This is a genomic window from Phaeobacter sp. CAU 1743 (genome assembly GCF_039839315.1).
Lineage (GTDB): Bacteria > Pseudomonadota > Alphaproteobacteria > Rhodobacterales > Rhodobacteraceae > Phycobacter > Phycobacter gallaeciensis_A.
The window spans coordinates 1-18,265 of the sequence record NZ_JBDOQR010000006.1; the positions used below are offsets into that span (position 1 = coordinate 1).

Below are 18,265 nucleotides of genomic sequence, written 5' to 3' on the forward strand. Positions count from 1 at the left end.
AAGGATTGGGAAAAATCCATCGCCAGCGCGGCAGCTTGGGTCACAATCGCACACATCCGCCGCGTCACGCGGATGCTCGCAAGACAATGAATTCACTCGAAAAGTTTTGAATCAGACTCTGAGGTCGGAACGCGGGTTCAGCATATCCTGTATGGGTCGTCCTGTATCGCGCAGCTGAAGGAATGGTACGGCGATGGCACGGTGCGGCCCTCGATGCGCGATGCGATCTTTGTCCTCGGAAGCTACGCACCGCCGGTGCTGGGGCAGCCGGAGGATCTGGCCGGGTTTCTGTCGGCGGCAGCGGATCTGAAACTCAACTGGACCGCCTGCGCCTTTGGCCGCAACGAACGGGCCTGCCTGCTGGCGGCGATTGCTGCCGGAGGGGATGCGCGAATCGGATTTGAGAATAATATTGAAACGCCGGAGGGCGAGATGCTGCAGGACAATGCAGCCTCGGTAGCGGCGCTGGTCAGGGCCGCACAGGATGCCGGTCACAGCCTCAAGGAGGGCTGAAAATGTCTCATGTATTTCCCCGTCATACCAAGGCGAACCTGCCCACTGCCGTGGGGGGCGATGGCTGTTATCTGATTGATTCGACAGGAAAGCGGTATTTCGACGGATCGGGCGGCGCGGCGGTGTCCTGCCTTGGCCATTCCGACGCGGCAGTCATCGCGGCGGTGCAGCAGCAGGTGGGACAGCTGGCTTTTGCCCATACCGGGTTCATGACCTCGGAACCGGCCGAGGCGCTCGCCGATCTGCTGATAGCCAATGCGCCGGGCGATTTGGACCGGGTCTATTTTGTCTCTGGCGGATCCGAGGCGACCGAGGCGGCGATCAAGCTAGCACGACAGTATTTCCTGGAAAAGGGGGAGCCGGAGCGGCGGCACCTGATTGCCCGGCGGCAAAGCTATCACGGCAACACGCTTGGCGCCTTGGCGGCGGGTGGCAATGCCTGGCGGCGGCAGCAATTCGATCCGCTGCTGATCGGCGTGTCCCATATCGCGCCTTGTTATGAATATGTGGACCGGGCCGAGGGCGAGAGCAGTTTTGACTATGGCCAGCGCGCCGCGGATGAACTGGAGGCGGAGATCCTGCGTCTTGGCCCGGAAACCGTGATGGCCTTCATGGCCGAGCCGGTAGTGGGGGCCACATCCGGGGCGGTACCTGCGGTCGAAGGCTATTTCAAACGCATCCGCGAGATCTGCGACAAATATGGCGTGCTGCTGATCCTGGATGAGGTTATGTGCGGCATGGGGCGCACCGGTCACCTGTTTGCCTGTGACGCCGACGGTGTCGCGCCCGACATCCTGTGTATCGCAAAGGGGCTGGGCGCCGGCTATCAGCCGATCGGGGCGATGCTGTGCTCCCGCCAGATCTATGCTGCCATCGAAGGTGGCAGCGGCTTTTTCCAACACGGGCATACTTATATCGGCCATCCGGTGGCCACAGCCGCCGGGCTGGCGGTGGTGAGCCAGATGCTGGAGCGGGATCTGGTGACCCGCTGCGCGGCAATGGGCGATCGCCTGCAATCTGCCCTGCAGGAGCGGTTCGGCCAGCATCCCAATGTCGGCGACATTCGCGGGCGTGGTCTGTTCCGGGGCATCGAGTTGGTCCGTGACCGCGACAGCAAGACGCCCTTTGACCCGTCACTGGGATTGGCCGCGAAGATCAAGAAGGCCGCTTTTGAAGCCGGGCTGATCTGCTATCCGATGTCGGGCACACGCAATGGCCGCAACGGCGATCACATTCTTCTGGCGCCGCCCTTTATCATTTCGGGGGATCAAATCACCGAGGTGGTCGACAAGCTGGACGTGGCGATAACACAGTCCCTGCCTCAAGGCTGACAGGGGTCATTGTCTTGAAACGGGCGATGGCCTTAGACTTGTCTCGTGCCCATGAACGAGCAGGGGAGGGCCATCGTCATGATCATCGCCATCGTCAGAATTCCTCTGGAAGGACCGAAACGGGATACGGAGCTGGTCACCCGCCAATCCGTTGAGGCGACGAAGATTTTCCACAATGTCAGGGGTTTGAGGCGCAAGTATTTCCTCAACAGCGAAGCAGGCGGTGGTGGCATCTATGAGTTCGACACCCGCGAGGCTGCCGAAGCCTGGTTCAATGAAGGATGGGCGGACTGGATGGAGGGGCGCTTTGGTGTGCGCCCGACGCTGGAGATCTACGACAATCCTGTCGTGCTCGACAATGAGCAGGATGAGGTGCGGGTGAACGGTGACCGGATTGAACCGCCTTGGATTGACGCAGGCTGAGCATCCCTGATTTGCCCATAGGTGGAAAGCGGGAGGCTCGCAAAATACATGCCTAGAAGGCTGAACAGTTTACGATGTCTGAGGGTGAATGGTGGAGCCTAGGGGAGTCGAACCCCTGACCTCTTGCATGCCATGCAAGCGCTCTCCCAACTGAGCTAAGGCCCCATTCACATCCGGCTTGGCTGTTGCCTCATCCGGTGTGAGTGGTCGTTTAAGGGACGATGGAGCAGGCTGCAAGTGCAAAATGCACCATCATTCAGAGTTTTTTTGTGGCCCATCCGGGCCCGGGTGAAACGGGGCCGAAACCGCCCCGGTCAATCCGCCATTTGGCGGCATCCGGGCCCATACGCGGGCCTTGGATCAGGACTCGTCGTCCTCGGATGCAACGTCGGCAATCTCGTCGAGCGAGACGTTGTCGTCATCGTCATCATCGTCCAGAACGTCATCGCCCAGATCCAGATCGACGTCTTCGTCATCTTCCAGAACTGCGTCGTCCCCGTCCATGTTCTCTTTGGCCTTCATCGACGCAGCGTCTTCCGAGTCGGCTTCGATCATGCGGCTCTTGCCGGTGTCGAGGGCAACGACCTCGCCCGTGTAAGGGCTGACGATCGGGTCCTTGTTCAGGTCATAAAAGCGTTTTCCGGTGGTCGGGCAAACGCGCTTTACACCCCATTCTTCCTTGGGCATGTGGATCCCCTTGATTTACTGGTGAGTCGTATCGACGATTCAGGTGCCTTGCCATATGAGGATGGTACTGTCAAAGCCTTTGCCTGCAAGGGAGAGCCGATGAGCGCCCATCATCTGCCGGGGGACCCTCCGGTGCCACTGCTTCTGCGTCGCTCCGCGCGTGCGCGTCGGATCAGCCTGCGAATTTCGGCGCTCGATGGCCGGGTCACGCTGACATTGCCGAAATCCCTGCCCGAACGCGCCGCCCTGGAATTTGCTGCCGAGAAGGAAGATTGGATCCGTGGGCATTTGGCGCGTCATCCCGGACAGGTCGCGGTGACATTTGGAACGGTGCTGCCGGTGGCCGGGCGCGACTTGCGGGTCGTGCGCGGGCAGGCGCGGGGCGTGCGGGTCGCCGGGGATGAGATCGCGGTCTCAGGCGACAGGCCGGCCCGGTCGCTGGAACGCTACCTGCGGGAATTGGCCCGGGATCGGCTGGCCGCGGCGTCAGATGCCTATTCGGCGCAGCTGGGCCGTCCGTTTCACAAGCTGGTTCTGCGCGACACGCGCTCGCGCTGGGGGTCCTGTTCCTCGGCCGGGGCGCTGATGTATTCTTGGCGTCTGATCCTCGCCCCGCCAGAGGTCCTGCGCTATGTGGCGGCGCATGAGGTGGCGCATTTGCAGGAAATGAACCACTCGGCAGATTTCTGGACCGTGGTTCAGGATCTTTTCGGCGATCATGAGGCGCCGCGCAGATGGCTGAGGGAGAATGGCAGCCAGTTGCACCGCTACCGGTTCACGGACTGAAAGTGCGGGCTCGTCAGGGCTGCGCGTGCGTGGCGCATTGACCTTGGTTCTATTTGTGATCACAACAGGCCATGACCTTGTCTACCCGCTCCACATCCGACGGGCTATCTTCAGCCCATGATCGCGTCTACCGGGCGCTGCGCACGCGTATCATGCACGGAGAGATCGCGCCCGGTGAGGCGCTGACCTTGCGCGGGATTGGACGTGAGTTCGATGTTTCCATGACCCCGGCCCGGGAATCGGTGCGCCGCCTGGTGGCCGAGGGGGCCTTGTTCCTGTCCTCCTCGGGGCGGGTGTCGACACCCGAGCTGAGCAACGAACGGATCGAGGAGCTTGCAGCGCTGCGGTCGCTGCTGGAGGTGGAATTGTCGAGCCGGGCGCTGCCCCGGGCTCATATGGCGCTGATCGACAGGCTGCAGGCGATCAATGTCACCGTGGCCGAAATGGTGTCGAAACGCGATGCGGTGGGATACATCCGCGCCAATCTGGAATTTCACCGCACGCTGTACCTGCGGGCGCAGGCGCCTGCGATGCTGGCGATGGCGGAAACGGTTTGGTTGCAGCTGGGGCCGACCATGCGGGCGCTTTATGGCCGTCTTCGCCGGACCGAACCGCCGCATAATCACAAGCTGATCATCGCGGCATTGAAGGCAGGGGATGAGCCGGGATTGCGGCTGGCGGTGCGGTCGGATGTGACGCAGGGTCTGCGCCTGCTGGCGGGCTAGGGCGCCGGAAAACCAATCGAGGTGTGATTGCGAATGGTCGGGAGGGGCGCTCCCGCCTGGCCTTGGTGTTTCTGCGAAACTCCGCGGCCCGTTGGGCCGGGCGCCGCTGGCAGCGGCGCCGCGGTCAGGTCACATCAGGCCGCGAGGCCCTTGGAGCCGATATCGAGGAATTTCTGGCGGCGGTCCTTGATCAGGGCAGCGCCGTCCTTGTCCTTCAGCTCATCCAGCATCGCTGAGATTGCTGCGCCGACCGAGGCAATGGTGCCGGAGGCATCCCGATGGGCACCGCCCAGCGGTTCGGCGATGATCCGGTCGATGACGGCCAGTTCCAGAAGGTTCTGCGCGGTCAGGCGCAGCGCCTCGGCGGCTTCGCGCATCTTCTCGGCATCCTTCCACAGGATCGAGGCGCAGCCTTCGGGGCTGATCACCGAATAGACCGCATGTTCCAGCATGGCGACCCGGTTGGCGGTGGCAAAGGCGACGGCGCCGCCCGATCCGCCCTCACCGATGATGACAGACACCACCGGCACGCCGATCTGCAGGCTCATTTCAGTGGAACGGGCGATGGCTTCAGACTGGCCGCGTTCCTCGGCGCCTTTGCCGGGGTAGGCGCCGGTGGTATCCACCAGCGTAATGACCGGCAGGCCGAAGCGCCCGGCCATCTCCATCAGGCGCACGGCCTTGCGGTAGCCTTCGGGGCGGGCCATGCCAAAGTTATGCGCGATGCGGGTCTTGGTATCGGCGCCCTTTTCGTGGCCGATCACCATCACCGGCTGATCGTTGAAACGAGCAAGACCGCCCATGACCGCCAGATCATCGGCAAAGTTCCGGTCGCCGGCCAGCGGCGTGTATTCGGTGAAAAGCGCATCGATATAGTCGCGGCAATGCGGACGCTCGGGATGGCGCGCGACCTGGCATTTGCGCCAAGGCGTCAGGTCCTTGTAGAGATCCTTCAGCAGCTGTTCGGCCTTGGCATCCAGCGCGGCGGCCTCATCGGCCACGTCCATCTCTTCGTTGGTGCGGGCCAGGGCGCGCAGTTCTTCTGCTTTGCCTTCGATCTCGGCCAGCGGTTTTTCAAATTCCAGATACTGGGTCATGTCGCCTCACTGAGCGCCTTACGGTGCGCGGTTTGTGCGATATATGGCCTTGTCGGGCGCCGGATGCAACTCGCCACACGCATCGGTCTTGTCCCCGGTGGCTCGCGGCGGCGCAGGCCGGTGGCGTTACGCGGGCCAGATCACCGGGTAAAGCGATGCGACCAGCAGCGCTGCCATAGCCCAGTTGAACAGCATCAGGCGGCGTGGATTGGTCAGCACCCGCGCCATTTGCTGCCCCAGCAGGGTCCAGGAGCTGACCGAGGGCAGGTTGACCGCCCCAAACAGCGCCGCCACCAGAAGGATCGCCCAAAGGGTCTGATCCGGGGCGTAAACGCTGATCGCGGTCAGGGCCATCGCCCAGGCTTTTGGGTTGACCCATTGAAAGGCGGCGGCCTGCAGGAAGGTCATCGGGTTGCCCTTGCCTTCGCCGGTTCCTGCAGGTCCTGCGTTGGCGATCTTCCAGGCCAGATACAGAAGATAGGCCACAGAGGCGACCTTCAGCACGGTATAGCTGACTGGGAAGGCTTCGAAGATCCCAACCAGACCGGCGCCGACCAGAACGACCATGAAGACGAACCCCAACGCCACCCCCAGCATATGCGGGATGGTGCGGCGAAAGCCGAAATTGGCGCCCGAGGCCATCAGCATCAGGTTGTTCGGTCCCGGCGTGATCGACGAGACAAAGGCGAAGAGCGTAAGCGCGAGGAGAAGATCGTATGTCATGGCGAGAATTTGACGCGTCAATGCCCGAATGAAATTGCGTTTTTGTGCGTCAGCTGCGTAAAATTGCAACCAATGGCTAAAAATGATCGCATAAATCAGCAGATATTGCAGGAACTGTCCCGCGACGGGCGGATCAGCAACCTGGAGCTGGCTGAGCGTGTGGGCCTGTCGCCCTCGGCTTGTTTGCGCCGGGTGCAGGATCTGGAGCGCGCCGGAGTCATCACCGGCTACAAGGCGGTGCTGAACCGCGAGGCGATGGGGGTGGGCTTTGTCACCTATATCGGTGTCGGCCTGGGCGAACACACGAAGGAGGCGCAAGAGGCGTTTGAGCGCGCCATGCAGGCCGCGCCCGAAGTGGTGGAATGCCACAATATCACCGGCACCATCGAATATCTGTTGCGGGTCGAATGCGCGGATCTGCCCAGCTACAAACGGTTTCACACCGATATTCTGGGCACCTCGCCCTATGTCACGGGGATCACAACCTATGTGGTCATGGGGTCGCCCAAGGATATGCGCGCCTAACCCTGTCCCAGAAGGGCGGCCATGGCGGTCTCGGGCGAGGTCAGCACCGGTACATCGCTGTCGATCAGCGCGGCCGCGCCCGCCATCGAGGCTTGCGCGAGAACCACGCAAGCGGTGCCAGATGTGAGCGCAAGGCTTGTGCCCACCCAAGCGGCGACTTGTTTGTGGAACTCCTCGGTGTCCCCATTGGTGAAATGGTGCCAGAGGCCGGGCAGGGGCAGGGCGCGGATGTCGAGCGCGCGGCCCTGTTCCGTGAAGGCGCGTTCCAGCAGGGCGGTGGAGGGAAGGCGGGTGCTGTCCAGACAATAGACCAGCATCGCCGGGCCACCGGTGCCCGCGGCCTGTTGCATCATCGGCCAGTCAATTCGCGTGGCGCCTGCTTCTTCAGCCACTGCGCCGATGGTGGTGCAGGTGCACAAGGAGGGCCCCTCTGTCGCGCGGATCGCTTCGGCAATTTCCCGACGGAGAGCGGCATCGACGCCGGTCTGGGCCCGTTCAAGCCAGTCGGTACGCACCACATGCGTCAGATCGGCCTCGGGTGCCAGGGCATCGAATGTCGCCACATGCACGTCGGCCGTGTGGAATAAGGTCAGATCTGTCATGTCGGCCCCGCGTTTCTGTCAATTTGTCGCGGAATAGGGCGCCAAAGGCAACGGGGCCGACCCAAAGAATGATCTGGGATTATTGTTTCTGCGCCATGGCCACGAGCTGCGCGAACTGCTCCGGGGTCAGAACCGTGCGCCAGTGGTCCGCGCAGTTGGAGCGCATGGTCACCAGCTTGACCTCATACTCCCCGACCTTGGCTGCAAGGCTGGCGCGCTCCTCTGTCGGCGCACCGTCCAGAATAGCGGTGCGCAGGGCGGCGCGGGCGGAGATCGCTTCTGCTTCCAGCGCCTTGCGCTTGGCTGGACTGGTTGCCAGCCAGTTCTGCAGATCGGCGCGTTGCTCTGCCGTCAGGCCAAGCGCATCGGCATTCTGTTTGATCAGCGGCGTCAGGCGCACGATGGGCGCGGAGAGCTCGCTCCGGTTCTTGCCTTGCTGGGCGGGGAGGGCGGTCGCAGTTGCCAGAACAAGTGCTGCGGAAAGAAGGGCTTTTTTCATGTCGTCACCAGTGGTTGCCGATTCTGTCGGTTTCGTTCTGCGGCAACATTCCAGCACTGGAGGGTTCTTGAGTTGATATGCATCAAAAAAATTGAATGTGTTTGGCGAATGCGGAATAAAAATGGGGCGCCCGCATGCCGGACGCCCCATGGTCAGCTGCGTTCAAAGGTCAGCCTTTTGCGATCAGCTCTGACTGTGCGACGATCACTTCGGCCTGTTTAATCGAAGCGATGTCGACCAGGCGGCCCTTGTATACTGTGGCGCCTTCGCCGTTGGCCTTGGCCTGTTCCATGGCGGCCAGGATCTCTCGCGCTTCGGCGACGGCTTCTTCCGAGGGGGTGAAGACCTCGTTTGCCAGGGCGATCTGTTTCGGATGGATGGCCCATTTGCCGACCATGCCCAGCGTGGCCGAGCGTTTGGCCTGTGCGATATAGCCGTCGTCATCCGAGAAATCACCGAAGGGACCATCGACCGGAAGAACGCCATGGGTGCGGCAAGCGGCGACGATGGCGGTCTGGGCCCAGTGCCACGGATCGGAATAGTGCCGCGTGTCGCCATGCAGCATGTAGTAGTTTTCCTGAGTGCCACCGATGCCGGTGGTCTGCATGCCCATGGAGGCGGCGAAGTCGGCGGCGCCAAGGCTCATCGCCTGCAGGCGCGGAGAGGAGGCAGCGATCTCTTCCACATGTGCGATGCCCGCAGCGGATTCGATGATCACCTCAAAGGAAATCGGTTTGGTACGGCCCTTGGCGTTCTCGATGGCGGTGACCAGCGCATCGACGGCATAGACATCGGCGGCGCAGCCGACCTTGGGGATCATGATCTGGTCCAGACGGTCGCCGGCCTGTTCCAGCAGATCGACCACGTCGCGGTACCAATAGGGCGTGTCCAGACCGTTGATGCGGACAGACATGTATTTGTTGCCCCAGTCCACGGTGTTCAGCGCCTCGATGACATTGGCGCGGGCAATGTCCTTGTCGGTGGGAGCAACGGAATCTTCCAGATCCAGATTGATCACATCCGCAGCCGAGGCGGCCATCTTGGCAAAGAGTTTGGTGTTGGAGCCGGGGCCGAACAACTGGCAGCGGTTGGGACGGGCCGGGGCGGCGGGCTGGATGCGGAAGCTCATGAGGGTGCTCCTTGCTGGGAAAGGAAATTACGATTTGACTGGTCATTGTGGTATGAAATTGCGCAACCCCATGCAAGAGGGACTTTGCAGTCGCAGCATCAACTATGCTGCAACCGCAATAAATTCCCGTGTTGCCGCATAATAGTGAGCGAGTAATGCGCCATTGCCGGAATTTTCTTCGATGAAAATGTATTTTTGTAGAAGAAACTTCGATCATGCCTTTCCTGCAAATGCAAAAATGGGACCGCTTCGCAAGGCGGCTCGATTATCGTTCGCGGTGAATCACGTTTAACGGAGGCCCCGAGATGATCGAGACACCCTATCTGCTGTTCCTGGGCGATGCGCCCGATATGCTTGCGGCAAAGGTTGCCATCGGCATCCGCGACTGGCGCCCGGACCACGCGGTCGGGCAGATCTCTCTGCCGGGCTGCGGCGCCGATCTGGGACTGACCGAAATGTCGCTCGAAGAGGCCAAGGCCGCCGGTGCAAAGACGCTGGTGATTGGTGTCGCCAACCGCGGCGGGATCATCTCCCCCGCCTGGAAGGAAGTGCTGATCAAGGCGCTTGAAATGGGTTATGACATCGCGTCCGGCCTACACAACCTGCTGCGCGACGAAGGCGATCTGGTCGCTGCTGCCCAAACTCACGGCGGCACACTGCATGACGTGCGTGTGCCTTCGGTCGGCTACCCGATTGCAAATGGCGTGAAGCGCAAAGGCAAGCGCTGTCTTGCCGTTGGCACCGACTGCTCGGTGGGCAAGATGTACACTGCGTTGGCGATGGACGCCGAGATGCAAAAACGCGGTATGAAATCCACCTTCCGCGCCACCGGCCAGACCGGCATTCTGATCACTGGCCACGGTGTGCCGCTGGACGCTGTGATTGCCGACTTCATGGCGGGTTCCATCGAATATCTGACCCCGGACAACGATGAAGACCACTGGGACATGATTGAAGGGCAGGGCTCCCTGTTCCACATTTCCTATTCCGGTGTGACCATGGCGCTGGTGCATGGCGGTCAGCCCGATGCGCTGATCCTGTGCCACGAGCCGACCCGTGAACATATGCGCGGTCTGCCGGGCTATTCCCTGCCCAGCCTCGAAGAGCTGCGCGATACCGCGCTGCCGCTGGCGCGCAAGGGCAACCCGGATTGTCAGGTTGTCGGTATCTCGGTGAACACTCAGCACCTGAACGAGGAAGAGGCGGTTGCCTACCTTGAGGAAGTGGAAAAGCGCATGGGGCTCCCCGCGGTGGATCCTTACCGTCATGGCGCCGACCGCTTGGTAGACGCGCTCGCCGCAATCTGATTGTTATAAGGGGGCGTCTGGCAGCAGGCGCCCTTTTTATGTGAATTCAGGCGTCTGTGGAGTCCGGCCCTACCCATTCCCAGAAGCCGAACAAAGACCCCGAAAGGATCGAACATGAAAGTCACCGTGACGCCGGATGTATTCAAACTGGCGCGGGCCTTTACCATCTCCCGCGGCTCGCGGACCGAGGCGAAGGTGCTGACCGTCAGGATCGAAAAGGACGGGGCTGTGGGGTGGGGCGAATGTGTGCCTTATGCCCGCTATGATGAAACGCTGGACAGCGTGACCGCCGAAATTACCGGCCTGCCCGACAGCTTTACCCGCGAAGAACTGCAGGACCTGCTGCCTGCCGGTGCGGCTCGCAACGCGGTGGATTGCGCGCTTTGGGATCTTGAGGCGAAACTGGCGGGCAAACGGGTCTGGGAACTGGCCGGTCTGCCGAAACCCGGCCCCGAAATTACCGCCTATACCCTGTCGCTCGACACGCCCGAGGTGATGCAGGAGCAGGCCGCCGAGAATGCTCATCGCCCGCTTTTGAAGATCAAGCTGGGCACCGCCGATGACATGCCGCGACTGGAAGCCGTGCGCGCCGGGGCACCGGACTCGGATATCATTATCGACGCCAACGAAGGCTGGAGCGCCGAGGTCTATGCCGAGCTTGCACCGCATCTGGTGCGTCTGGGCGTGTCGCTGGTCGAACAGCCCTTGCCCGCCGGTGAAGATGACGCGCTTATTGGCATGGAGCGCCCGGTGCCGGTGTGCGCGGACGAAAGCTGCCATGACCGCGCCAGCCTGCCGAAACTCAAGGGCAAATACGATGTGGTCAACATCAAGCTGGACAAGACCGGCGGGTTGACCGAGGCGCTGAAACTGCGCGAAGCGGCGCTGGCCGAAGGTTACCGCGTGATGGTTGGCTGCATGATGGGCTCGTCGCTGGCGATGGCGCCTGCGGTGCTGCTGGCGCAGGGGGCGATGGTGACGGACCTTGACGGGCCGCTGCTTCTGTCCGAAGACCGCGAAACGACAATGGAATACGATGCTGCCGGTGTGCATCCGCCCAAGGCAGAACTCTGGGGCTGAGGAGATGACAATGACCCGTACTGTTTATGTGAATGGCGAATACCTGCCGGAAGACGAAGCGAAGGTCTCGATCTTCGACCGCGGATTCTTGATGGCCGATGCGGTATACGAGGTGACCTCGGTTCTGGGCGGCAAGCTGATTGATTTCGAAGGCCACGCGGTGCGCCTGAAACGCTCGCTGGATGAGCTGGACATGCAGGAACCTTGCACCAAGGACGAACTGCTGGAGATCCACCGCAAGCTGGTGGAGCTGAACGGCATCGACGAAGGGCTGGTTTATCTTCAGGTCACCCGCGGGTCCGATGGCGACCGCGATTTCGTCTTCCCCGATCCCGAGACCACCAAACCGTCGATTGTGCTGTTCACCCAGAACAAGCCGGGTCTGGCCGACAGCCCCGCCGCCAAGAAGGGTGCCAAGATCATCTCGATCGAGGACATCCGCTGGGGCCGCCGCGACATCAAGACGGTGCAGCTGCTGTACCCGTCAATGGGCAAGATGATGGCCAAGAAGGCCGGAGCCGATGACGCCTGGATGGTCGAAGACGGCTACGTGACCGAGGGCACTTCGAACAACGCCTATTTCGTCAAGGATGGCGTGATCGTCACCCGCCCGCTGTCCAATGACATCCTGCACGGCATCACCCGCAAGGCCGTGTTGCGCATGGCAGAAGAAGCGCAGCTGAAAATCGAAGAGCGTCTCTTTACCATCGATGAGGCGAAAGAGGCGGATGAGGCCTTTACCACCTCTGCCAGCGCATTCGTGATGCCGGTCGTGGAGATTGATGGCACCGCGCTGGGTGACGGCACGCCGGGCCCGATCGCCAAGCGTCTGCGCGAGATCTATCTGGATGAATCGGTGAAGGCCGCAATCTAAGCGCTGCTTCCCCGCTTGTTCACGAGAAAGGCCGCCCCGTCAGGAGCGGCCTTTTTCGTTACAGGTGAGGCACGAGGTCTTATCCAAACCGGAAGCTGGAGGCTGTGACGCCGCCAAAGATGTCCTTCTGGTGGTAGACCTGAGTTGCCGGTTCTTCCTCGGCCGCGCCAAGGGCTGCGAAGAGCGGCACAAGGTGATCCTCCTGCGCGTGGCAGGCGCGGGCATAGGGGGCCTGTTCCCAGTTGAGCAGTGCCTCGGTCCGCGCGGCGGCTGGCTGTTGCAACGCCGCATTCAGCCATGTGTCGAACTCTTCCGAGGGCACCTTTGCCCGGGGGCCGAATTCCCGCAGATTGTGGTAGCTGAGACCGGAGCCAACGATCAGCACGTCCTCGTCACGCAGGGGAGCAAGCGCGCGGCCAAGGGCGAAATGCTCTTCTGGACTGTAGCCATGGCGCATGGAGACCTGAAATAGCGGCACATCGGCCTCCGGGTACATCAGGGCCATGGGCACGAAGGTGCCGTGGTCGTATCCCTGTTCTGCGTCCATCGAGACCGGCAATCCCGCCGCTGCGATCAGATCCGCAGTGTGCTGGGCCAGTTCTGGCGCGCCGGGCGCCGGGTATTGGATTTCGTAGGTCTCTGGCGGGAAGTTGTAATAGTCATAGACCATCGGCGGTTTTGCAGCACTCATCACTGCAAATGTGTCCTTTTCCCAGTGGCCGGAAATCATCAGAACCGCCGCGGGACGGCGCCCGATTTCCTGCGGCATACGGGCAAGCGCATCTGCCAGCGGTGCCAGCGCCTCCCGCATGTTCGGGATCCAGGGCCACGGTCCGCCGCCGTGGGAAATGAAATAGCTTGGCATCCTTGAACGCATCCGAACCTCCATCACACATACTGTTGGTTCAGATGTTAAGGGATCCGGGCCGCCGTGGTTATCCCCAGTGGCGAACACCCCCTGTGCGCCGATGGCGACAGGGGGTGCAATCCGCCAGGGATCAGGCCTTGTCTGTGACGTTTTCCTTGAAGGCGACTTCGAACTCGGCCTGTTTTTCCGGGCTGGCCTCGGTCTGGTACTTGGACTTCCACTCATCCATGGTCATGCCATAGTAGATTTCGCGGGCTTCATTCTTGTCCATCTCGATGCCGCGTTCGTTTGCTGCTTCCTGATACCAGCGGCTGAGGCAGTTGCGGCAGAACCCGGCCATGTTCATCAGGTCGATGTTCTGCACATCGGTGCGGTCTTCCATCAGATGCTTTTGCAGGCGGCGGAATGCGGCGGCCTGAAGTTCGATCTCGGTTTGCTGGTCCATGGGGATCCTCCCGGTTGTCTTGCGTTCGGTAATATGTGGGTGCCACTGTCTAGAGGCAAGCGCTGCTACAGGCCCGAGTTCGCAAGGGCACGGGGCAGGAGCTTGGCGAGTCGTTCGGCCCACTGCCGCTGTCCTGCCGCATCAGCGATCAGATCGTTGCGCAGTTCGATCAGCGTGTTGGGGCGACCATGGGCTGTGCCGTGGGTGTCGATGGCATCGCCGGGCAGGTAGCCGGTGTAGGGCTCGTTGATCCCGACACAAAGGTCAGGCTCGGCCTGTAATGTATCGATCAGCACCGGGGAAAACCGCTCTCCCTCGGGGAAGAGCACGCCGATTTGCCAGGGGCGCGGCGGACGTCCGCGCAATTGTCGGGTGAAGGAATGCATCGAGACGATGACCGTGTCCGGGCGCGCGGCAAGGCGGCTCACTTCTGCGTGATAGGGGCGGTAGCAGGCCTTAAGCCGCGCCGCGCGCTCTGCCGCATCGGCGTGACGGTTGGCGGGAATGATGGTCCCGTCATAAAGCTTCATCAGCAGAGTTGGATCATCTTCGCCCCGGTTGGGGTCGATCACCAGACGGGAAAAATTGGAGGCCACAACCGGCGCGTCCAGCAGCTCACCCAGATGGCGGGCGACGGCATAGGCCCCCACATCATAAGCGATATGACGCTCCATATCCTCATGCGGCAGGCCAAGGTCACCGCCGTTGACGAAGGGAGGTACGCGGTTGGTGGCATGGTCGCAGGTGATCAGCCAGCGGGCAGGGCGGTCGGCCCCGTGAACAAAGAAGGGAGTATATGTCATGCGCCTGTCATCGATTGTTGACGATACCTTTAGGGGAGTTGCGGCAAAATGGAAATTGCGCGATAAGCACCGCAAGATATGTTTGCGGTAACACCGCCTATTGCTGAGCTGACACCAGAAGGACCCACCCCATGAAACGTTCCCGCAGTGTGAAGATTGTTGCCACCCTGGGACCGGCGTCCGAAACCTATGAAACGATCCGCGCCCTGCACGAGGCCGGCGCCGACGTGTTCCGCCTGAACATGTCGCACGGGACCCATGCAGAGATCACCCAAAAGCACGAGATCATCCGCAAGGTGGAAAAGGATCTGGACAGCTCGATCGGTATTCTGGCCGACCTTCAGGGTCCCAAGTTGCGCGTGGGCGTCTTTGCGAATGGTTCCGAGGAACTGGAAGAGGGCGCGTCTTTCCGGCTGGATCTGGATCCCACCGATGGTGATGCCACGCGGGTCTGCCTGCCGCATCCCGAGATTTTTCAGGCGCTGGAGCCCGGCGCGCATCTGCTGGTGAATGATGGCAAGATCCGCCTCCGGGTGGAGCGCTGCGGCGCCGATTTTGCCGATTGCAGCGTCGTGACCGGCGGCACCATCTCCAACCGCAAGGGCGTGAACGTGCCCGATGTGGTGCTGCCCCTGGCGGCTCTGTCGGACAAGGACCGTGATGATCTGGAGTTTGCCTGCACCCTGGGTGTGGACTGGATCGCACTGTCCTTCGTGCAGAGGGCCAAGGATGTGTTTGAGGCCAAAGGCCTGGTCGATGGCCGCGCTGCGGTGCTGTCCAAGATCGAGAAACCTTCCGCCGTGGAGCAGTTCGAGGAAATCCTCGATGCCTCGGACGGGATCATGGTGGCGCGCGGCGATCTGGGCGTCGAACTGCCGGTGTCTGCCGTGCCGCCGATCCAGAAACGGCTGGTGCGCAAATGCCGCGCGGCGGCCAAACCGGTGATCGTCGCCACCCAGATGCTGGAAAGCATGATCGAAAGCCCGATGCCCACGCGCGCCGAGGTCTCGGACGTGGCGACCGCGATCTATGAGGGCACCGATGCCATCATGCTGAGCGCTGAATCCGCTGCCGGGCAGTATCCGGTCGAAGCGGTGCGAACCATGGACAACGTCGCCGCCGAGGTGGAGACCGACCCCACCTATGCGCAGATCATCGCCTCTTCGCGCTCCTCCAAGGGCAACACGATTGCGGATGCCATCGTTGCTGCCGCCCGCGAAATTGCCGAGAAGACGGATATCAAGGCGATCTGCTGCTTCACACAGAGCGGCACAACTGCGCTGCTGACCGCGCGGGAACGTCCCGGTGTTCCGATCATCGCGTTGACCCCGCTGGAAGGCACCGCCCGGCGTCTGGCGCTCAGCTGGGGTTGCCACTGCGTGGTGACCAGCGGACAGGACCGGTTCAAGGGGGCGGTGGTCAACGCCGCCCGCGCCGCCCGGGCCGGAGGGTTTGCCTCCGAGACGGATCAGATCGTCGTGACCGCAGGCGTGCCGTTCAACGTGCCCGGTACCACCAACATCCTGCGCGTCGCCCCCTGTGATGAACGTTTGATTTACAGCACCGACCCGGAATAAGCTTTCCTCCAGCCCGGCGTCGGGCAGCGGTTGGAGGGATGTTGCGTGAACAGTGACCTGTTTCTGGTGCTTGGCCTTCTGCTTGTATGGCTGGCGATACCGTCCATGCTATCGGCCTATAGCGACAAGCGGCGCCCACAGGTCTCTGTCTTCCTGCTGCTGGGCAGTGCGGGCCTGATCGCCTATGCATTTCTGACGCAGCCGGGCGGTTATCGTCTGCGCGACGTGCCAGATGCGTTTTTCAATGTGATTGGCCAGGTTTTTTAGAAGAAACCGCTTGCCCTTGTGATCCCGTTTTCGTACATGGCGGCCCTGTTCACGTGGCCGGCCGGAGTGGCATGCCGAGTCGCGTATCTACCGAACTCGCATTGAAGGAGACGGAAATGCCCAAAATGAAGACGAAATCGAGCGCCAAAAAGCGCTTCAAGGTGACCGCCACCGGTAAGGTGATGGCAGGTCAGGCCGGCAAGCGCCACGGCATGATCAAACGTCACAAGAAATTCATCCGTGATGCCCGCGGCACCACGACCCTGTCCGCCCCCGACGCCAAGATCGTCAAGGGCTTCATGCCCTACGACCGCTAAGAGGAGATTTGACACATGTCCCGCGTTAAAGGTGGTACCACAACTCACGCCCGTCACAAGAAGGTCATCAAGGCAGCCAAAGGTTACTATGGCCGCCGCAAGAATACCTTCAAGGTCGCCCGTCAGGCCGTCGACAAGGCAAACCAGTACGCAACCCGTGACCGTAAGGCGCGCAAGCGTAACTTCCGCGCCCTGTGGATCCAGCGTATCAACGCTGCCGTCCGCAGCCACGACGAATCGCTGACATACTCGCGCTTCATCAACGGTCTGAACCTGGCCGGTATCGAAGTTGACCGTAAGGTCCTGGCCGATCTGGCCGTGCACGAGCCCGAAGCCTTCGGTGCGATCGTCAAGCAGGCACAGTCCGCACTGGCAGCCTGAAGCGTTCCACGCTGAGGTTTAGGAAAGCCGCCCCTCAGGGGCGGCTTTTTTGCGCTTTGGCCAGGGAAACGGACCCCTAAGCTGGGGAAGGCTGGTCCGTCGGGCCTTGCTTTCAGCGGCTGCTGTGGTAGCACGAGCCAAGCAAAATTCAGGGGACCGTCATGGACGATCTTAAGGCAAAATATCTGGGGCAGATCGCCGATGCCCACGACGAGGACGCGCTGGAGGCAATCCGTCTCGCCGCCGTCGGGAAAAAGGGCGAGGTCGCCCTGAAGATGCGGGAATTGGGCAAGATGACGCCTGAGGAGCGCCAGACCGTGGGCCCGGCGCTCAACGCACTCAAGGATGAAATCAACTCTGCGCTGGCCGCCAAGAAGGCCGCGCTGGCCGATGCCGCGCTGGACGAGCGTCTGCGCACTGAGTGGCTGGATGTGACCCTGCCCACGCGCCCGCAGCGCCGCGGCAGCCTGCACCCGATCAGCCAGGCCAGCGAAGAGCTGACTGCGATCTTTGCCGAACTTGGCTTTTCGGTCGCCGAAGGCTCGCGTGTTGAAACCGACTGGTACAACTTCGATGCGCTGAACATTCCTGGCCATCACCCGGCCCGCGCCGAGATGGATACTTTCTACATGCACCGGGCCGAAGGCGACGACCGCCCGCCGCACGTGCTGCGCACGCACACCTCGCCCGTGCAGATCCAGTCGATGGAGAAGATGGGCGCCCCGCTGCGCGTCATCTGCCCGGGCGGTGTCTACCGCGCCGACTACGACCAGACCCACACGCCGATGTTCCACCAAGTCGAAGGCCTGGCGCTGGACAAAGACATCTCGATGGCGAACCTCAAGTGGGTGCTGGAGGAGTTCGTGAAATCCTTCTTCGAGGTGGACGATGTTGAGTTGCGCTTCCGCGCCTCCCACTTCCCCTTCACCGAGCCTTCGGCCGAGGTGGATATCCGCTGCTCCTGGGACAACGGTCAGCTGAAGATCGGCGAGGGCGACGACTGGATGGAGATCCTTGGTTCCGGCATGGTCCACCCCAAGGTGATCGCCGCCGGTGGCATTGACCCCGAGGTCTACCAGGGCTTTGCCTTTGGCATCGGGATCGATCGTCTGGCGATGCTGAAATACGGCATCCCCGATTTGCGTGCCTTCTTTGACAGCGATCTGCGCTGGCTGCGCCATTATGGCTTCAGCTGCCTGGACGTTCCAACACTGCATGGCGGGTTGAGCCGATAACGCTTGAACCGCAGGGCCTTGGCCCTGCGACGCGCCCGACCCGCCCCATGGGCGGGCGCGTTCCGCACCCA

Annotated in this window: 23 protein-coding genes, 1 tRNA gene and 1 pseudogene; 15 read left to right on the plus strand and 10 right to left on the minus strand. The window is 61.8% G+C overall.

Annotated features, from left to right (window positions below):
* From AAFO90_RS03680 to AAFO90_RS03695, 4 genes and pseudogenes are all read left to right on the plus strand, one after another.
* Positions 1-90, plus strand: a pseudogene (locus AAFO90_RS03680) (IS5/IS1182 family transposase); the annotation flags it as partial.
* The gene (locus AAFO90_RS03685) at positions 91-513 is read left to right on the plus strand and encodes a 3-keto-5-aminohexanoate cleavage protein (RefSeq protein ID WP_347508617.1); all 423 of its coding nucleotides are present in this window, start codon (positions 91-93) and stop codon (positions 511-513) included.
* A 2-nt stretch (positions 514-515) separates the two neighbouring features.
* A complete protein-coding gene (locus tag AAFO90_RS03690; protein ID WP_347508545.1) occupies positions 516-1,844 on the plus strand; it encodes an aspartate aminotransferase family protein in 1,329 nt (442 codons plus the stop codon).
* Positions 1,845-1,922: 78 nt separating this feature from the next.
* Positions 1,923-2,267 (plus strand): hypothetical protein, encoded by a 345-nt coding sequence (locus AAFO90_RS03695; RefSeq protein ID WP_347508546.1) that lies wholly within the window; start codon positions 1,923-1,925, stop codon positions 2,265-2,267.
* Positions 2,268-2,356: 89 nt separating this feature from the next.
* On the opposite strand, the gene AAFO90_RS03700 is transcribed toward AAFO90_RS03695, so the two are convergent.
* Both AAFO90_RS03700 and AAFO90_RS03705 read right to left on the minus strand, forming a co-directional pair.
* Positions 2,357-2,432, minus strand: a tRNA-Ala gene (locus AAFO90_RS03700).
* Between the two features lie 195 nt (positions 2,433-2,627).
* Positions 2,628-2,954 (minus strand): TIGR02300 family protein, encoded by a 327-nt coding sequence (locus AAFO90_RS03705; RefSeq protein WP_065271339.1) that lies wholly within the window; start codon positions 2,952-2,954, stop codon positions 2,628-2,630.
* Positions 2,955-3,053: 99 nt separating this feature from the next.
* On the opposite strand from AAFO90_RS03705, the gene AAFO90_RS03710 reads away from it, so the two are divergent.
* Together AAFO90_RS03710 and AAFO90_RS03715 are read left to right on the plus strand one after the other, a co-directional pair.
* Entirely contained in the window at positions 3,054-3,740 is a 687-nt protein-coding gene (locus AAFO90_RS03710; protein WP_274829755.1) for a SprT family zinc-dependent metalloprotease, read from the plus strand.
* Positions 3,741-3,811: 71 nt separating this feature from the next.
* Positions 3,812-4,465, plus strand: coding sequence for a GntR family transcriptional regulator (locus AAFO90_RS03715; RefSeq protein ID WP_274829754.1), 654 nt, complete (start codon positions 3,812-3,814; stop codon positions 4,463-4,465).
* Positions 4,466-4,599: 134 nt separating this feature from the next.
* Here AAFO90_RS03715 and AAFO90_RS03720 read toward each other — a convergent pair whose 3' ends face one another.
* A complete protein-coding gene (locus tag AAFO90_RS03720) occupies positions 4,600-5,562 on the minus strand; it encodes an acetyl-CoA carboxylase carboxyltransferase subunit alpha (RefSeq protein ID WP_274829753.1) in 963 nt (320 codons plus the stop codon).
* A gap of 126 nt (positions 5,563-5,688) precedes the next feature.
* Positions 5,689-6,285: a LysE family translocator gene (locus AAFO90_RS03725; RefSeq protein ID WP_347508547.1), complete on the minus strand. Its 597-nt coding sequence runs from the start codon at positions 6,283-6,285 to the stop codon at positions 5,689-5,691.
* Positions 6,286-6,357: 72 nt separating this feature from the next.
* On the opposite strand from AAFO90_RS03725, the gene AAFO90_RS03730 reads away from it, so the two are divergent.
* Complete coding sequence (locus tag AAFO90_RS03730; protein WP_065271334.1) at positions 6,358-6,810, plus strand: Lrp/AsnC family transcriptional regulator; 453 nt, start codon at positions 6,358-6,360, stop codon at positions 6,808-6,810.
* Here the strand turns inward: AAFO90_RS03730 and AAFO90_RS03735 are convergent.
* From AAFO90_RS03735 to AAFO90_RS03745, 3 genes are all read right to left on the minus strand, one after another.
* The gene (locus AAFO90_RS03735; protein ID WP_347508548.1) at positions 6,807-7,412 is read right to left on the minus strand and encodes a hypothetical protein; all 606 of its coding nucleotides are present in this window, start codon (positions 7,410-7,412) and stop codon (positions 6,807-6,809) included. The genes AAFO90_RS03730 and AAFO90_RS03735 overlap by 4 nt on opposite strands.
* A 79-nt stretch (positions 7,413-7,491) precedes the next feature.
* Positions 7,492-7,911, minus strand: a complete 420-nt coding sequence (locus AAFO90_RS03740) for a Spy/CpxP family protein refolding chaperone (protein ID WP_347508549.1) — start codon at positions 7,909-7,911, stop codon at positions 7,492-7,494.
* A gap of 169 nt (positions 7,912-8,080) precedes the next feature.
* Positions 8,081-9,040 carry an L-malyl-CoA/beta-methylmalyl-CoA lyase gene (locus AAFO90_RS03745; RefSeq protein WP_065271331.1) on the minus strand — a complete coding sequence of 320 codons (960 nt, stop codon included), beginning with the start codon at positions 9,038-9,040 and terminating at the stop codon, positions 8,081-8,083.
* Between the two features lie 305 nt (positions 9,041-9,345).
* Here AAFO90_RS03745 and dgcN point away from each other — a divergent pair, with 305 nt between their 5' ends.
* The 3 genes from dgcN (at position 9,346) to AAFO90_RS03760 (ending at position 12,301) form a co-directional block, all read left to right on the plus strand.
* On the plus strand, positions 9,346-10,347 hold the full coding sequence (gene dgcN / locus AAFO90_RS03750; protein ID WP_274839897.1) for an N-acetyltransferase DgcN: 1,002 nt from the start codon (positions 9,346-9,348) through the stop codon (positions 10,345-10,347).
* A gap of 114 nt (positions 10,348-10,461) precedes the next feature.
* Positions 10,462-11,427 carry an N-acetyl-D-Glu racemase DgcA gene (gene dgcA / locus AAFO90_RS03755; protein WP_065271329.1) on the plus strand — a complete coding sequence of 322 codons (966 nt, stop codon included), beginning with the start codon at positions 10,462-10,464 and terminating at the stop codon, positions 11,425-11,427.
* A 10-nt stretch (positions 11,428-11,437) separates the two neighbouring features.
* Complete coding sequence (locus AAFO90_RS03760) at positions 11,438-12,301, plus strand: D-amino-acid transaminase (protein ID WP_065271328.1); 864 nt, start codon at positions 11,438-11,440, stop codon at positions 12,299-12,301.
* A gap of 79 nt (positions 12,302-12,380) precedes the next feature.
* Here the strand turns inward: AAFO90_RS03760 and AAFO90_RS03765 are convergent, their stop codons facing one another.
* The 3 genes from AAFO90_RS03765 to AAFO90_RS03775 all read right to left on the minus strand — a co-directional run bounded on the left by AAFO90_RS03765 (position 12,381) and on the right by AAFO90_RS03775 (position 14,417).
* Complete coding sequence (locus AAFO90_RS03765; RefSeq protein ID WP_347508550.1) at positions 12,381-13,178, minus strand: class III extradiol ring-cleavage dioxygenase; 798 nt, start codon at positions 13,176-13,178, stop codon at positions 12,381-12,383.
* A gap of 121 nt (positions 13,179-13,299) precedes the next feature.
* The gene (locus AAFO90_RS03770; RefSeq protein ID WP_065271326.1) at positions 13,300-13,614 is read right to left on the minus strand and encodes a DUF1244 domain-containing protein; all 315 of its coding nucleotides are present in this window, start codon (positions 13,612-13,614) and stop codon (positions 13,300-13,302) included.
* Positions 13,615-13,679: 65 nt separating this feature from the next.
* Positions 13,680-14,417, minus strand: a complete 738-nt coding sequence (locus tag AAFO90_RS03775) for an N-formylglutamate amidohydrolase (protein ID WP_347508551.1) — start codon at positions 14,415-14,417, stop codon at positions 13,680-13,682.
* A 131-nt stretch (positions 14,418-14,548) separates the two neighbouring features.
* Between AAFO90_RS03775 and pyk the strand changes: the two genes are divergently transcribed.
* The 5 genes from pyk to pheS all read left to right on the plus strand — a co-directional run bounded on the left by pyk (position 14,549) and on the right by pheS (position 18,194).
* Positions 14,549-15,994, plus strand: a complete 1,446-nt coding sequence (gene pyk / locus AAFO90_RS03780; protein ID WP_065271324.1) for a pyruvate kinase — start codon at positions 14,549-14,551, stop codon at positions 15,992-15,994.
* Positions 15,995-16,039: 45 nt separating this feature from the next.
* Positions 16,040-16,261, plus strand: coding sequence for a hypothetical protein (locus AAFO90_RS03785; RefSeq protein WP_347508552.1), 222 nt, complete (start codon positions 16,040-16,042; stop codon positions 16,259-16,261).
* Positions 16,262-16,377: 116 nt separating this feature from the next.
* Positions 16,378-16,578 carry a 50S ribosomal protein L35 gene (rpmI, locus tag AAFO90_RS03790; protein ID WP_009178285.1) on the plus strand — a complete coding sequence of 67 codons (201 nt, stop codon included), beginning with the start codon at positions 16,378-16,380 and terminating at the stop codon, positions 16,576-16,578.
* 15 nt (positions 16,579-16,593) lie between these two features.
* On the plus strand, positions 16,594-16,959 hold the full coding sequence (gene rplT, locus AAFO90_RS03795) for a 50S ribosomal protein L20 (RefSeq protein ID WP_065271322.1): 366 nt from the start codon (positions 16,594-16,596) through the stop codon (positions 16,957-16,959).
* 161 nt (positions 16,960-17,120) lie between these two features.
* Positions 17,121-18,194 (plus strand): phenylalanine--tRNA ligase subunit alpha, encoded by a 1,074-nt coding sequence (pheS, locus tag AAFO90_RS03800; protein WP_065271321.1) that lies wholly within the window; start codon positions 17,121-17,123, stop codon positions 18,192-18,194.
* Positions 18,195-18,265 lie beyond the last annotated feature (71 nt).